This window comes from Nitrospinota bacterium (genome assembly GCA_029881495.1).
Classification (GTDB): domain Bacteria; phylum Nitrospinota_A; class UBA7883; order JACRGQ01; family JACRGQ01; genus JAOUMJ01.
Genome location: JAOUMJ010000006.1, coordinates 80,649 through 95,372, shown reverse-complemented (window position 1 = coordinate 95,372; position 14,724 = coordinate 80,649). Strand labels below are relative to the sequence as shown.

The window sequence follows — 14,724 nt, the reverse complement described above, 5'->3', positions numbered from 1 at the left end:
GTGATATTCTCTCTTATTGCCGAAAATGCTTTAGCTCGAAAAAATTAGTCACAAAAAAATTCTCGGCAATATATCTTTGTGCTAGTATCTATGGGATGAGTACCGTCATAAATAAAAATATGAAAGTCCTGGTTGCGGACGATATGAGCAACATGCGAAGGACCATACGGGGCATGCTGAGGCAAATGGGGATTGAAAACGTTGCTGAAGCCTCAAATGGGGAAGAAGCCCTTCAAAAAATCAGGTCGGAGAAAATCGATTTTGTAGTTACCGACTGGAACATGCCGAAATTAAGCGGTATGGACCTTTTAAGATCCATAAGAGCGGATGAGGACAATAGAAGCGTGCCTATTCTGATGATAACCGCGGAAATAACCGAAGAGCAGATAGCTCACGCGGCGGAAAGCCTTGTTGACGGGTACATTATCAAGCCTTTTGTGTTCAATATATTTGAAAACAAGATGCAGGAAGTCCTTGAAAAACGCGCAAAACCGCATCCGATCGAGATCGCGATAAACGTAGGCAAGGCTTTCACAGAAAAAAAACTGTACGACAAGGCGGTAGAGGTGTACGCAAAGGGGTTGCAGAAATTTCCAAAGTCAGCGCGGTTGATGGTTGCCTTGGGGAATGTTCTTGCCGAAAAAGGGGATACCGGTAGGGCAGAGGACATGTTCAAAAAAGCGAATCAGGTCAATCCGCTGTTTATCAAGGGGCATGAAGGGCTTTCCACTTTGTTGGAGAAACAGGGTAGAACGGATGAGGCTCTGAAAGCTCTGGAAAAAGCGGCTAAGATCAGTCCGAACAACCCTGTTCGCCAGAAAAATATCGGTAAAATCCATCTGAAGCATGGCGATAAGGCAAAAGCGCAAATCGCCTTCAAGGTCGCCTTGAGACAGGCCGGGAATGATGACCGTCTTTCTGCCGAGATTGGAGAAGCGTTCATGGATGCGGGGATGGAGGACCAGGCCGCTACGGCGTTCAAGCAGTCTCTAGCTTCGGATCCGAAAAATCTCAGCGTCTACAACCGTCTTGGTATAGCGCTCAGAAAGAAGGGGCGATATAACGAAGCGATCGCGGAGTATCGAAAAGCTCTTGCCGTGGCGCCGAAAGATGAAGCACTGCACTTCAACCTGGCAAAAGCGCTGTTTGAAGCAAAAAAATATGACGAGTCTCTTGATATGTTGAACAGAGCATTAAAGCTGGATCCGGAATTCAAAGAGGCGATGGAGCTTAAAAAGCAGGTTGAATCCGTTAATATGAGTTTCTAGCCCTTTTTTCCAGGTTCCATCGGGCGGGATTACGTCAAAAATATTTAGTTATTCGAGCCAAAGCGAAGAAGAGACCGAGGATACCGGTCGACATCTTGCTTCCATTCTCAAAGAGGGGGATATTATCCTGCTAAAAGGGGAGTTGGGCGCCGGCAAAACAACCATGGCAAAAGGGATATTGCATGGCTTGCGAGGCGAAGGATATTCCGGCGTCAAATCGCCATCCTATACAGTTCTGAATATTTATCCTGGAGTTCCTCGTGTACATCATTTCGATTTTTACAGGGTTGACGACCAGGCAGATATTGAGGAACTCGGTTTGAATGACTATTGGGGGAAGGGCATCTGTATTGTGGAGTGGCCAAAGGAATTTTGCGATTTCATGCCCGGAAGAAAAATTGTGGCCGATATCACTATTGGCGACGGCGACCGCAGGGAGATTTTGATAACTTCGGACGATGAATTTGTATTGGAACAGCGGAACCTGTTATGAAAATATTTAGTAAGGTGCTGAAGATACTTGTCCTGGCGGCGATCATTTCCTATCTGTTCTGGTTCTCTTCCGGCATGTTTGCCGATAAAACCGCTAGTAACCACAAAACCGAAGTTGGAAAAAAAAGCGGATTGAAAAGCAAAATGGAGAACATAACTATCACCGAAAAGAACAAGGATGGCGAATTATTACAGGTGCGCGCTGTTGAGGCTCAAATAAGCGACAGACATGTTGAGTTAAGTAAACTTGAGGTCGTTTTTCATCCATCCGGGCAGCCGCCGATAAATCTAACTTCCGAGACAGGATTTCTGCAAAATAAAACAAACGACGCGGTATTTTCAGGGAATGTGGTTGTGAAATCTGAAAGACCGTTCCAGTTGGAGTCGGAACGTTTTGACTGGGCTTCCGAATTGAAGCTGCTGACTACCAGCGAAAAAGTGACGCTGGTGCGAGACGATCTTACTGTATTGGGTAAAGGGATGATCATGAATCTGAAGACGGAAGATGTTGTTGTGCTTGAGTCGGTACGCGCAACTTCCAGTCTGAGCACCATCACCGGAAACCGGGGAGAATTTTTCAATTCACCGAAAAAGGCGGTTGTGACCGGAAACGCGAAGGTTCTCCAAAAGGGTGGCAAGAGGGGGGATAAGCCCGCTGAGGATGTGGAAATAAATTCCGATGAAATACAGGCCTTTGCCGACGAGGGTAGCAAGGAGATGGACAGGGTTACCGCAAAGGGCAACGTGGTGATCGTTACTGAAGATAGAACTGTTACCGGAGACTACGGAGAATTCTTTAAATCGCCGAAAAAGATGTTCGTATCGGGGAATGCCATGATCGTGCAAAAAGTGGAGAACAAGGGGAGCAAGGGCGTGGATGAGGTCCATATAAATTCCGATGAAATAGAGGCTTTATCCGGCGAGGGGGGAGAAGAGCTGGAAAAGGTGACCGCGAGGGGGAACGTGATTATCGTTACTGAAAAGAGAAGAATAACGGGAGATGTTACAGAGCTCTTCTCCAAGGAGAAAAAAGTGGTTGTTTCGGGCAACGCTACCTTGAAGGAAGACGAGGATGACATCAAAGGGGAGAAAATAATATACTTTTATGACAAAGACGATATAATTATTAGCGGGGGCAGTGGTAAAAGGGCGAAAATGCTGTTAACCCCTCAGAAGCAGTAATTAAGTTGTAAAGTTATGAGACATTAACCCTCCATGGGCTTTTTTAGGAGGAAGTTACTTGCGCGTATTGCGGGCTAAAAGTCTTACAAAGAGTTTCCGCGGAAAAAAAGTAGTTAATAGTGTTGATATCGAGATAAATCAGGGCGAAGTTGTCGGTTTGCTCGGTCCAAATGGAGCCGGCAAGACAACCACGTTTTATATGGTAGTTGGGCTTTTGAGGCCGGAAACAGGCTCTGTATATTTGGATGATGTTGACATTACAAAATTGCCTATGTACAAGCGGTCAAGGGAGGGGATTGGCTATCTCTCACAGGAGCCGTCCATTTTCCGCAAATTGACGGTGCTGGAAAATGTGCTTGCGATTCTTGAAATGCTGCCGTTAACCCGCCAAGATAGGGAGAAAAGAGCGCTGGAATTGCTGGATGACTTGAATATCGCCCACTTGGTCGATTCAATGGCATCTGCACTTTCCGGCGGTGAACGCCGCAGGCTCGAAATCAGCCGGAGCCTTGCCATCTCCCCCGCCTTTCTCCTCCTTGACGAGCCTTTTGCGGGGGTTGATCCTATAGCTGTTATGGAGATCCAGTCGATAATCATGGAACTGAGGCAAAAAGGTATTGGTGTGCTTATTACAGATCACAACGTGCATGAGACTCTGGAAATTGTCGACAGAGGTTATATTATGAGTGAAGGGGCCATTATTGAGAGCGGCTCCCCGAAAAAGATAGTTGAATCCGAGGAAGCCAGAAAAGTCTACCTGGGATCAAATTTCTCCATGAGATAAACGGAAGAATATTATGAAATTGAAACTTGCCGCAAAGATGTCGCAGAGACTGATAATGACCCCTGCGATGCAGCAGGCGATCAAGCTCCTCCCTCTCACGAGGATGGAGCTGGTTGAGACTATCAGGCAGGAGCTGGATGAGAATCCGTTCCTTGAGGAGAGCACCGAGGAGGAAATCCAGAAGCTGGAGCCGGAAGCAGGGCTAGAGCCTTCAGACCCGGAAGCCGTCCCGAAAGATACCGGTTTTGAAGAAGAGGAACTGGTAAAGAAAAAGGAGGAAAAATCCTCCGATGATGTTGATTGGGAATCCTTCCTTGAGGAGGAGGCATACCAGGGGGGAACGGGTGAGGGGTATAACGACAGACCCTCGCTGGAGAACACCCTTCGAAATTCCGTTTCCCTCCATGACCATCTCTTGTGGCAGTTGAACGTGACGATAGTCGATCCGCATAAGAATGAGATAGGACAGGTTATCATCGCGGATATTGACGACGACGGTTTCTTTAAAACCGACCTGGCCCAGATTGCCGAGGAGATAGGGGTAACCGTGGAGGAGGTCGCTGAAGTCCTTGAGGTGATCAAGAATTTTGATCCGACCGGGGTAGGCGCGGCTGATATCAAGGAGTCCCTGATGCTTCAGGCCGAGGCGCTGGAACCTGACGATCCGGTAATTCGGGATTTGATAATGAAACACCTTGATCACATTGCGGAGAGGAATTATCCAAGAATAGCAAAGGACCTCGGAGTCGACATAGAAAGGTTGATGGAGGCTATTGAATTTATCAGGACTCTTGATCCGGCTCCCGGTTCATCCTTCGGATCGGAGAAGCCGGAGTATGTGGAACCGGATCTTTATATCGTAAAGGTGGATAACGAATGGCAGGTATACCTGAACGATGACGGTATGCCGAGGCTTAAGATAAACAATTTTTATAAAGATATTGAAAACCAAAGGGAGCCAGGCCCCGGAGAACGGGTCAAACGGCGAAAATGCCGAAAAAGAGAAGGAGTTCGTGGAGACCAAATTCCAGTCCGCCATTTGGCTCATAAAAAGCATCGAACAGCGCAGGCAGACGCTCCTCAAGGTTGGCAGATCCCTCGTGAAGTTCCAGGAAGGTTTCCTTGAAAACGGCATTTCCCATTTACGCCCCCTGGTTTTGAAGGATGTTGCCGATGATATCGAAATGCACGAGTCGACCGTGAGCCGTGTAACACGCAATAAATATATTCATACACACCAGGGGATTTTTGAGTTAAAGTTTTTCTTTCATAGCGGCATTGGCTCATATCTAGGCAATACTGTTTCGTCCGTTAGAGTAAAGGAGATGATTAAAAAAATTGTTATGGAAGAAGATGAAAAAAAACCGGCTACCGACGACAAGGTTGTTGAATTGTTGCAATCTCGCGACGTGAAAATCGCGCGTCGTACGGTGACCAAATACCGCAAGGAGCTAGGTATACCCCCCGCATCCAAGCGAAAAAGAATATATTAACTTTTCACATAATGGGAGAATCGCATGCTCGTCAACATACAGGGTAGAAAAATTGAAGTAACTCAGCCTTTGAAGAGTTACGCACTCGAAAAGGTCTCTGTTTTGAACAAGTACCTGGACGGAAACGTAAAAGTTCATATGACTTTGGCTGTGGACAAAAAGTTCCAGCAGCGCGCCGAGGTTTCCGTCACGGCAAAAAACCTGCACCTTAAAGGAGTTGAGGAGAGCGAAGACATGTACGCCTCTATCGACAAGGTGATGGATAAAATTGCAAGACAGGCAAAGAAATTCAAGGAAAAGATAAAGGATCACCACGCTAAGGATAAGGATTCAGAAGCCGATGTTGCGCGGGAGATCATCAGGGAGAGCTCGGAAAACGCTCCGCAAATGTCCGACGATGAGGCAATTCAGGAAATTATCGACTCAAACAAGCTTGCGCTTGTCTACAAGTCCCCCGAAAGCGAAAAGATGAAAGTCGCGTATTATCGTTCGGACGGCCTCATTGCCATCATGGAAGCATAGAGACATGATGGATTTGAAACGAACATGAGGCTTTGCGATCTGCTATCGCCCGAAGTGGTCATAACGGATCTTGCTTCGGACACAAAAGAAGACGTATTGCGCGAGATCGTGCGGAAGCTTCATTCCGCGGGGAAAGTTCCCGACGTCGAGAAGTTCGTCGCGATATTGATGGAAAGGGAACGGCTCGGTAGCACGGGGATAGGTGAGAACATAGCCATCCCCCATGCCAAAAGCGACGACCTTGACGGGATGATCGCCGCCTTTGCCATCTCCCGAAAGGGGATAGATTTCGATTCTCTGGATCAGAAAAAGGTTCATTATTTATTTCTTCTGCTTGCGCCGAGCGGAGAGGCGGGAAAGCATCTCAAACTCCTCGCCAGGATATCAAGGCTTACCAGGATAGGAGGTTTTTGCAAGAGTTTGCTGGCTATTGAAATGCCCGAAGCTATCCTGGGCGCGATAGAAAAAGCCGAGCAGTCGCTATAACTTTATTGGGGGCCATATGGTAGGTGTTGTAATATGCGCGCATGGCAATCTTGCGCATGAGCTTCTTGCTACCGCGATGTTCATTACCGGGAACGAGGGCGCCATGACAGCCGTCGCGCTCGATCATAACGTTGACGTAGGTGATGCCAGGGCAATGGTCAAAGAGGCTATCCGCTCGGAAGATGACGGCATGGGCGTTCTTGTGCTGACCGACCTTTATGGAGGTTCCCCTTCGAATATCTGCATGTCCCTTTGCAATGATATGAAAATTGAAATAATTTCGGGCGTAAACCTTCCGATTCTGGTGAAAGCGGTTTCTTTGCAGAAGACCCACGACCTGAATACCATGGCCAAAAAGCTAAAGGAATACGGCAAGGAAAATATTTACCTGGCCTCGGATTTCCTGAAATCAGGCGATGCAAAGAGCAAAAGTAGTAATTAACAATCCGCTGGGGATGCATGCAAGGGTCGCCTACGGTTTTTCCAGACTTGGGGAATCCTTTAAATCGAAAATTTCAATAGCTGTTGAAAACGGCGACCGGAAAATGACAGGGGACGGCAAAGATATCATGAGCATACTTTCGCTTGGAATTTTGCCCGGATCCAGGATAATCATTGAAACGGAGGGTGAGGATGAAGAGTACGCACTGAAAACCCTCATGGAATATATGGATATGGACAATGTCGAAAAAAACTGATCAAAGCAAGGTTTTCAAGGGCATTGTCGCCTCGCCCGGAATAGCTATCGGCAAGATATTCGTTCTCAACAGGTTTCACCTCTGCATCATAAAACAGGAAATTTCAGCTCAAAAGGTGAAGGAAGAAATACAGCGTTTCGATAGCGCCATTGATGCTACAAAAAAAAGGATGCTCGAAACCGTCAAGAACAACGTGAAGAGCATGACTAATAATCTCAGCTATATTCTTCATCCCCAGATACAGCTCCTCGAAGATCCTTCTATCATTGACGCAACCAGGGAGATGATCGAAAAGGAGAAAGTAAACGGGGAGTGGGCTTTGAAGTATACATACGACAAGCTCACTGTAAGATTCAAGGCCATCAAGGATCCTTTTTACCGTGACCGGCTAAGGGATTTTGAAGGTGTAATAAATAGTGTTCTTCAGACCATGACAGGCCTTGAAAATGACGACATCGACAGCATTCAGGAGCCGGTTGTAGTCGTAGCCCACGAACTTTCCCCTTTCGATGCCATCAGGCTGACCTCCTCCAATATTCTCGGCTTCGTAACTGAAGTTGGTGGAAAGACTTCGCATACCGGTATCATCGCTTCTTCGCTCCATATCCCAGCGCTGGTTGGGGTACAGAAAATTACCCGGTTCGTGCAGGCAGGGGATACGGTGATAATCGACGCTTTTTCCGGGCGCCTCCACCTGCACCCTACGGAGAAGAGTTTTCAGTTTTACAATAAAAGAAGGCAGGATTATCTCTACTTCGACCAGAAACTCGAATCCGAGGAGGCCGGGCTTGCCGCGGAAACAAAAGACGGCGTTAGGGTTTTCCTTAAGGGGAACGTTGAATCGTCGCAGGATGTCAAATCTTCCATCGAGCATGGAGCTGAAGGGATTGGCCTCTTCAGGTCGGAATATCTCTTCTTGAACCGGGGGAATTTCCCCACGGATGAAGAGCAGTTCCAGGAATACAAGAAAGTTGCTGAGGAGATATCCCCCCATCACGCGGTCATAAGGACCCTTGATATAGGCGGCGACAAGGTGCCGGTTAGCTGGGATGAAGAGATAGAGGCAAATCCGGCACTGGGCCTTCGCGCCATCAGGTATTGTCTTACCTATAAGCAGGTGTTCACGACTCAGCTTCGGGCGATCCTGCGGGCCTCGCATTACGGCAAGCTAAGGATCATGTATCCGATGATAAGCGGCGTTGAAGAGGTGATGCAGGCAAACCAGATTCTCGAAAAGGAGAAGAAGGCTCTTAGAAAACAGAAGATACCCTTCGACGAGTCGATCAAGGTCGGAATTATGGTGGAGGTACCCTCGGTCGCGCTTACACTCGGGCATTTCGCCCAGTATGTGGATTTTGTCTCTATCGGGACAAACGATCTCATCCAGTATCTTCTCGCCGTTGACAGGGGGAACGAAAAGGTCGCCATGATATACGAGCCGCTCCACCCGGCCGTGATAAGGACTCTGCAGATAATTATCCGCTCTGCGAATGAAAGCAATATCCCCGTCAGCGTATGCGGACAGATGAGCGCGGACCCTGTCTATTCGTATCTCCTCACGGGGATGGGGAAGGTGGACGACCTTTCAATGGAATCGCACTCCATCCCGAAGGTGAAGAAGTTCCTAAGGTCTATCTCATCGGAAGACGCAAGGAACGACGTCGCGAAGATCATGCAGATGAGCCGGATAAAGGACATCAGGAAATACCTGGTCAATAAACTCTCTCCGCTATTGGAAGACGGTCTCATCTCGGAAGTTGGCGCGGAGGACTTTGGAAAAGGCGTTTTCGACTAGGTGAACAAGCCAAAACCGGGCAGGTCGATGTTCAGGGCCGCCTTTGTCGTTTCATTCTTCACGCTGGTAAGCCGTGTATTCGGCTTCGTCAGGGATATGGTCATAGCCAATTATTTCGGCGCCGGCTCAATAGCAGATTCATTTTTCATTGCGTTCAGGATACCGAATCTGTTGAGAAGGCTGACAGCGGAAGGGGCTCTCTCCGCGGCATTCATCCCCGTATTTGCGAAAACGCTTCAGAAGAACAGGGTGGAGGCGTTCCGCCTGGCCAACAATCTCCTTGCCGTCATGACGCTCATCCTTGTGCTCATCGTTACTCTTGGAATTGTTTTTACCCCCGAACTGCTGAAGGTTATAGCGATTGGATTCACCGACGAGGAGGAGAAATTCCGGCTTACCGTTCAGATGACAAGGCTCCTCTTTCCGTACCTCGTTTTTATTTCCCTCGCCGCTGTGCTTATGGGGATATTGAACACTCTCGACCATTTTGCATCGCCCGCCGCTTCCCCGGTGATGCTGAACGCTTCGATAATTATCTGTGCAATTTATCTTCGCGAGTCGTTTGATCTCCCTGTATTCGCGCTTGTCGCCGGGGTGCTGATAGGGGGCGTGCTTCAGCTTGCCATCCAGATCCCATATGCCATTAAACATGGATTTATTTTCAGCCCGGTTTTCGATCTGCGCTCGGAACTGTTGCGCAAGGTATTCATGCTTACAATACCGGCACTGTTCGGCGTTGCCGTGGCTGAGATCAATATGTTCATCGACACCGTGCTGGCATCGCTCCTCAAGGAAGGTTCCGTCTCATACCTCTATTACGGCAACAGGCTCGTGCAGTTTCCGCTTGGTGTGTTCGGTATCGCGATGAGCACCGCTCTTTTGCCGGCGCTCTCATTCCAGGCCGCCGACAACAATCCGGCAAAAATGACCGAAACAATATCCAGGTCGTTTCGCGCCATCATGATGCTTGTTGTTCCGTCTACTGTCGGGCTTGTGGTTCTCCGCGATCCTATCGTGAATATACTTTTCGAACGCGGCGAGTTCGATTCCGTCAGCACACTGAATACGGGAATAGCAGTAGGGTATTACAGCGCCGGGCTTTTAGGATTTGTGGGTGTGAAGATCTTCGTCTCCGCCTTTTACGCGCTTGGGGATACGAAGACCCCGGTTAAGGTTGCAAGCGTAGCGATGGTGGTGAATATTGTCTTCAATCTGTTGCTGATGGGACCCCTTCAGCATGGCGGTCTTGCGCTGGCTACTTCAATAGCTTCCTTCGTAAATCTGGTTACTCTCATCTTCCTGCTTCGAGGACGGCTTGGGGAGATTGATGGCGCGAGGATGTTCCGCAGTTTCGTGCTTTTAACCCTCGCCTCGCTCTTGATGGCCGCTGTTCTGTACGGCGGATGGGAAATTTTCTTCCAAAGGGGCTACACTGTTTTAGGGCTCATACTCTCCATAACAACCGCTGTCGCAGTCTATTTTGCGGCAGTATGGATGATGAGGATGGAAGAGCTTACGGATATAGTAAATTCGATAAGGACCAAGCTGAGGAAAATAGAGTCCAAGAGCTGAGAACCTTGTTCACTGGATTACGGCCTTTGCCTTTTATCGCCAGTGATATCCGATAGATCCTTTATTGTGCCGTTTTGCCGAGCATGTTGTAGTAGATCGGGATCAGTACCAGTGTAATGAGCATTGAAAATGTGAGGCCGCCGATTATCGTAACGGCAAGAGGGCGAAGCAGCTCGGCTCCCTGACCAAGTCCGATGCCGAGCGGGAGGAGTCCGCAAACCGTTGTCATGGTAGTCATAAGGATCGGACGCAGACGCACCCTGCCTGCTTCGATGATCGCCTGCCGTTTTTCCATCCCCTCTCCCCGAAGGATTTCCACGAATTCTATAAGAACGATCGCGTTATTTACCACGATACCGGCAAGCATGATCAAACCAAGCCAGACCGGCATGGAAATGGGCATACTTATCACACCGAGCGCTATCGCTACCCCTGGGAGGGTAAAGGGAACCGCGAGCAGGATAATAAACGGGTTACGCATCGATTCGTACTGCACCGCCATGACAACCAGTACCAGAAAAAGGGCCAGACCCAACAGCCAATGTACGGTACTGCTCCCTTCCTGCATTGTCTCCACCATACCGGCATCGTATATACCGTACCCATCCGGGAGAGGGAGGTCCGCGAGGCGCTGCCAGACGTCCTCCGTCGCTTCGGAGATGGAAATGTCCGCGTTTATGGATGCCGTAACCTCAACTACGCGCCGCTGGTTATCCCGAAGTATCTCCGCCGGGGTGGATGCAAGCGAGACCTTCGCCACATCGCTTAGGTAAATCGTATCCCGCCCATCCGCGCTCTTCCCTATAGGGAGAGATTCAAGCTCGCCAACAGTGTCGGCATTCGACCTCGGTAGACGTATCCGAATCTCGATCTTCCTGTCCCCGTCGATAAAGTCAGTCGGCGTTTCCCCGTCGAGCGCAAGCCTCATTTCGCGCGCAAGACGCTTGACGGTAAGGCCGTATTCAGCGAGCCGTTCACGGTCGATGTCTATTGCAAGCTCCTCGCGCTTTTCCTCGGAGGAATGGGTAACATTCCTGAGAACGGCGGATTTCTTCAGGCGTTGAACTACCTCCTCGGCAAGCGCTTCCATGCGCGAAATATCCATTCCGACGATACGGAGCGTCACGTCGTCATCACCCCCACCCATTCGCATCCCTCGAATGTTGCCGGAGCGCATATGTACTTTTATTCCGGCCATCCCCATTTCATCTATCTTCTTCTGTATTCCGCGAATCCACTCTTCGCTCGACAGATTGCGCTTGGTAAGCGGCACCAGTTCAATCGAGATGCTCGACCGATTTGCTGTTTCGCGCTGGGATCGTCCAAATATGCTCCCGCCGATCGTTGAGAATACCGACATCACTTCCGGCTCGGTGGAAAACAATTTTTCCAGACGCGTCACGGTGGCGTTCATGTCTTCAAGAGGGATACCGGCATCGGCGCTGATATTTATCTGGATTCGCCCGTCGTCAAGGGAGGGGAGAAAGAGCTGTCTTCCGCCCAAAAGAAAATACAAAGATAAGGCAAGAAGCAGTATAAGCGTTCCCAGAATGATGTTCTGCCTTCTTTTGTGCTCAAGGAGGTTGGAAAGAAAACCGGCGTAATATGTTTGGGCGATATGGAGATATTTGTCGGTAAAAAGACGCACCCGCCCCGATTTGATGGAGCTTACATGAACCGCAAGAGCCGGGGTGAGCGTGAGCGCGACCACCACCGATGCTATAAGTGAGGAGATAACGGTAATTATCAGTTCGCGGAACATCAGTCCTACCAGGCCTGAAATGAAAAGGAACGGCACAACAGCCGCCAGGCTGGTGGATGTGGAGGCGACTATCGCGGAGTTGACCTCGCCAGCAGCCTCTTTCCCTGCAACAGGGCCGACAAGCCCTTCACGCTGATGACGGAAGATATTCTCCATTATTACTATCGCACCGTCGACGACCATTCCAACCCCGAGGGCAAGCCCTCCAAGCGTCATTATGTTCAGGGTCAGTCCCGCCATTCCCATAAGTGAAAATGTAACGAGCACTGCTAGAGGAATGGCGGTGCCGATGATAAGCGTACGGCGGAGATCGCCAAGGAAGAGCCATACGACGATCATGGCAAGCAATGCTCCGCCGGTAACCGCCGAGCTGGCGTTGCTTAAGGCGTCCCTGATGTAAAGCGACTGATCGGATACTTTCTGGATGGTGATATCCTCCGGTATCAGCCTCTGGCTGTTCAACCACGCCAGACGTTCCTCCACGTTGTCGGCTACCAGCACCGTGTTTGAAGTAGGCTGTTTCTGGATCGCGACCTTTACCCCCGGTTTGCTGTTCAGGCGCACCCGTATCCGCTCATCCTTGTGGCCGTCGATGATTTCCGCAACTTCCGAAAGATGCACCGTCCCCCCGGCAGGCAACGGGATGGGGAATTGCGCCAGCTCTTCTAGCGAACTGAATCTCCCCGCGGTGCGGCTGATATATTCCCGCATCGCGGTTTCAATTCGCCCACCCGCAGATTCAACATTCGCCTCAGCGAGCATATCGGAGATGGATGATACCTCCAGTCCGAGCTGTTCGAGGCGGTATCGGTCGGGGAGCACCTGTATTTCGCGTTCCCTCCCACCGCCGACTTCCACTGCGGCGACCCCCGGAAGGTTCAGGAACCATTTGGAGAAAACGTAGTCTATCCAGTCGCGAAGGGCCACCGGATCGCGGGTTTCGGATGCGACAACGAGTTCGTAAACCGGGATCTGCGATGGATCGAGCTTGTAGATCGTCGGCGGGAGAATCGTATCCGGGAAAAATCTTTTTGCGCGGTCGAGCCGGGTGCTTGCGTCACGAAGAGCGATATCTATATCCTTGCCGTACTCGAAAGAGAGATCCACCGATGAATTCCCTTCGCTAGTGCGCGACAGGACGGAGATGGCATCCTCGGTAATCGCCAGCTGCTCTTCCAGCTGACGGGTAATGTCGTCTTCCATGATCTTTGCCGCCACGCCGGGATCTGAAATGCGCACACGTATATTCGGGTAGATGATGTGCGGGAGGAGGTCAACCGAGAGCGCGTAGAAATTGAACAGCCCTATAACGGCGAAGGCGAGGGCTATCATGCTTACGCCTATCGGGTGGCTGATGGACCAGGAGGCCAATCCACCGGAACGGCCCTTCTGCGCTGTTGCAGGGAGGGGCTGGGTCATCTCGGTTTTTCCACCGACTCCGAAGGAATCCGAGTTACCACCTTCTTCCCGGCGCCGAGGCCGAGGAATCCCTTCGAAACTATCTGCTGGTCAGGTTCAAGCCCTTCGAGTATCTCTACCAGATCTTCAAACCGGAGGCCGGGGCGGACAGGCTGCCGTTCTACGACCTCATTATTCACGATGTAAACGTAGGTTCCTTCCGAATCCCTCCGCATCGCGGCGAACGGGATGACGGTCCTTTCGGTTTGCGGTGTTTGGATAGTTACTCTGCAAAGCTGGCCTGCGGTCGCCGCTTCCGGTATGTTCGTCAACGCCACCTCCACCTTGCCAAGCCTCGTGTTCGGGTCTATCGTCGGATGGATTCGCGAGATAACGCCCGGAATCGGTCTGTCCGGGATAGCGTCTATCATGACTTCAACCTCGTTTCCGACGGCAAGGAGAGGCATCGAAAGTTCGCTTACCGTTACCTCGGAATAGAGCGAGTTCCTGTCGAGGATGGTAATAAGATGGGTATGGACAGGCGCCACCACTCCCGGTTCGGCGTTGCGGACCGTGATTATCCCGTCATACGGCGCGCGGATCTCGGTATCGTCAACACGGATGCGGGCCATTTGTTCAGCCGCTTTCGCGACGTCGCGGATCGTCTCCAGCTCGAGTATTTTTTCCTTTGTCGTGATGTTGTTTTTGGCGAGTTTGCCGATCCTTTTATAATCCGCCTCCCCCTTTTTTCTTTCGGCCACAGCCTGGGCAAGGGAGGCCCGCAAACGCCTGTCGTCAAGTTTTACGAGTATATCCCCCTTCTTCACTCTATCCCCTTCGTACACTTTCACCGCGTCGATGCGCCCCTGCTCCTGGTTGTAGAGCATGGTGATGCGGCGGGCGGAAAGGGTTCCTGTTCTGGTTACCTTGTGTGAGAGCGCGGTTTTCTGGACGGTGACTATTTCAACGAGGTTCGCCTCATCCTGTTTCCCCTTGCCGAAGGGGTCGGACGAAGATCCTCCTCCACATGAGGCAAACGCGATCGACAGCAGAAGCATAAAACAAATGTTGCCGGTTTTCATCAACCTGTAAATCTCCCAATCTCACCGCAATTATAAAACAAAAATCGCACGATTCTGTAATGATAATCCGGATCGAAACAAAAAGGGGGAGAAAAACTCCCACTCGCCTGTTGTGGAATGCCACGGGCCGTCCGGTTTTATCCGGTCGCCATAGTTGTCCGCTGTCTCATGAGTGGTGCTGTTTTCGATA

General features: G+C 50.2%; 14 protein-coding genes. 12 read left to right on the top strand and 2 right to left on the bottom strand.

Going from position 1 to position 14,724, the window contains the following annotated elements; genetic code table 11:
* Window positions 1-119 precede the first annotated feature (119 nt).
* The 12 genes from OEY64_04175 to murJ are packed head-to-tail and all read left to right on the top strand — an operon-like array spanning window position 120 to window position 10,292.
* A complete protein-coding gene (locus tag OEY64_04175) occupies window positions 120-1,268 on the top strand; it encodes a tetratricopeptide repeat protein (GenBank protein ID MDH5542144.1) in 1,149 nt (382 codons plus the stop codon).
* Between the two features lie 40 nt (window positions 1,269-1,308).
* A complete protein-coding gene (gene tsaE / locus OEY64_04170) occupies window positions 1,309-1,761 on the top strand; it encodes a tRNA (adenosine(37)-N6)-threonylcarbamoyltransferase complex ATPase subunit type 1 TsaE (protein MDH5542143.1) in 453 nt (150 codons plus the stop codon).
* The gene (lptC, locus tag OEY64_04165; protein MDH5542142.1) at window positions 1,758-2,942 is read left to right on the top strand and encodes an LPS export ABC transporter periplasmic protein LptC; all 1,185 of its coding nucleotides are present in this window, start codon (window positions 1,758-1,760) and stop codon (window positions 2,940-2,942) included. The genes tsaE and lptC overlap by 4 nt, the downstream gene beginning before the upstream one ends.
* 58 nt (window positions 2,943-3,000) lie before the next feature.
* Window positions 3,001-3,726 carry an LPS export ABC transporter ATP-binding protein gene (gene lptB, locus OEY64_04160; GenBank protein ID MDH5542141.1) on the top strand — a complete coding sequence of 242 codons (726 nt, stop codon included), beginning with the start codon at window positions 3,001-3,003 and terminating at the stop codon, window positions 3,724-3,726.
* Window positions 3,727-3,739: 13 nt separating this feature from the next.
* Complete coding sequence (locus OEY64_04155; protein MDH5542140.1) at window positions 3,740-4,852, top strand: hypothetical protein; 1,113 nt, start codon at window positions 3,740-3,742, stop codon at window positions 4,850-4,852.
* A complete protein-coding gene (locus OEY64_04150; GenBank protein ID MDH5542139.1) occupies window positions 4,740-5,219 on the top strand; it encodes a hypothetical protein in 480 nt (159 codons plus the stop codon). The genes OEY64_04155 and OEY64_04150 overlap by 113 nt, the downstream gene beginning before the upstream one ends.
* A gap of 24 nt (window positions 5,220-5,243) precedes the next feature.
* The gene (gene raiA / locus OEY64_04145) at window positions 5,244-5,741 is read left to right on the top strand and encodes a ribosome-associated translation inhibitor RaiA (GenBank protein ID MDH5542138.1); all 498 of its coding nucleotides are present in this window, start codon (window positions 5,244-5,246) and stop codon (window positions 5,739-5,741) included.
* 24 nt (window positions 5,742-5,765) lie between these two features.
* A complete protein-coding gene (locus OEY64_04140; protein ID MDH5542137.1) occupies window positions 5,766-6,227 on the top strand; it encodes a PTS sugar transporter subunit IIA in 462 nt (153 codons plus the stop codon).
* Between the two features lie 16 nt (window positions 6,228-6,243).
* A complete protein-coding gene (locus tag OEY64_04135) occupies window positions 6,244-6,669 on the top strand; it encodes a hypothetical protein (GenBank protein ID MDH5542136.1) in 426 nt (141 codons plus the stop codon).
* The gene (locus tag OEY64_04130) at window positions 6,644-6,925 is read left to right on the top strand and encodes an HPr family phosphocarrier protein (protein MDH5542135.1); all 282 of its coding nucleotides are present in this window, start codon (window positions 6,644-6,646) and stop codon (window positions 6,923-6,925) included. The genes OEY64_04135 and OEY64_04130 overlap by 26 nt, the downstream gene beginning before the upstream one ends.
* The gene (gene ptsP / locus OEY64_04125) at window positions 6,909-8,720 is read left to right on the top strand and encodes a phosphoenolpyruvate--protein phosphotransferase (protein ID MDH5542134.1); all 1,812 of its coding nucleotides are present in this window, start codon (window positions 6,909-6,911) and stop codon (window positions 8,718-8,720) included. The genes OEY64_04130 and ptsP overlap by 17 nt, the downstream gene beginning before the upstream one ends.
* Window positions 8,721-10,292 (top strand): murein biosynthesis integral membrane protein MurJ, encoded by a 1,572-nt coding sequence (gene murJ / locus OEY64_04120; GenBank protein ID MDH5542133.1) that lies wholly within the window; start codon window positions 8,721-8,723, stop codon window positions 10,290-10,292.
* Between the two features lie 61 nt (window positions 10,293-10,353).
* Here the strand turns inward: murJ and OEY64_04115 are convergent, their stop codons facing one another.
* Both OEY64_04115 and OEY64_04110 read right to left on the bottom strand, forming a co-directional pair.
* Window positions 10,354-13,473 carry an efflux RND transporter permease subunit gene (locus OEY64_04115; protein MDH5542132.1) on the bottom strand — a complete coding sequence of 1,040 codons (3,120 nt, stop codon included), beginning with the start codon at window positions 13,471-13,473 and terminating at the stop codon, window positions 10,354-10,356.
* The gene (locus tag OEY64_04110; GenBank protein ID MDH5542131.1) at window positions 13,470-14,534 is read right to left on the bottom strand and encodes an efflux RND transporter periplasmic adaptor subunit; all 1,065 of its coding nucleotides are present in this window, start codon (window positions 14,532-14,534) and stop codon (window positions 13,470-13,472) included. Before OEY64_04110 ends, OEY64_04115 begins: the two co-directional genes overlap by 4 nt.
* Between the last annotated feature and the right edge of the window lie 190 nt (window positions 14,535-14,724).

Coding starts and splice junctions, on each gene's coding strand:
- OEY64_04175 (MDH5542144.1), top strand. CDS start 120: ATGAAAGTCCTGGTTGCGGACGATATGAGCAACATGCGAAGGACCATA.
- lptC (MDH5542142.1), top strand. CDS start 1,758: ATGAAAATATTTAGTAAGGTGCTGAAGATACTTGTCCTGGCGGCGATC.
- OEY64_04155 (MDH5542140.1), top strand. CDS start 3,740: ATGAAATTGAAACTTGCCGCAAAGATGTCGCAGAGACTGATAATGACC.
- raiA (MDH5542138.1), top strand. CDS start 5,244: ATGCTCGTCAACATACAGGGTAGAAAAATTGAAGTAACTCAGCCTTTG.
- OEY64_04140 (MDH5542137.1), top strand. CDS start 5,766: ATGAGGCTTTGCGATCTGCTATCGCCCGAAGTGGTCATAACGGATCTT.
- OEY64_04135 (MDH5542136.1), top strand. CDS start 6,244: ATGGTAGGTGTTGTAATATGCGCGCATGGCAATCTTGCGCATGAGCTT.
- OEY64_04130 (MDH5542135.1), top strand. CDS start 6,644: ATGCAAAGAGCAAAAGTAGTAATTAACAATCCGCTGGGGATGCATGCA.
- ptsP (MDH5542134.1), top strand. CDS start 6,909: ATGTCGAAAAAAACTGATCAAAGCAAGGTTTTCAAGGGCATTGTCGCC.
- OEY64_04115 (MDH5542132.1), bottom strand. CDS start 13,473: ATGACCCAGCCCCTCCCTGCAACAGCGCAGAAGGGCCGTTCCGGTGGA.
- OEY64_04110 (MDH5542131.1), bottom strand. CDS start 14,534: ATGAAAACCGGCAACATTTGTTTTATGCTTCTGCTGTCGATCGCGTTT.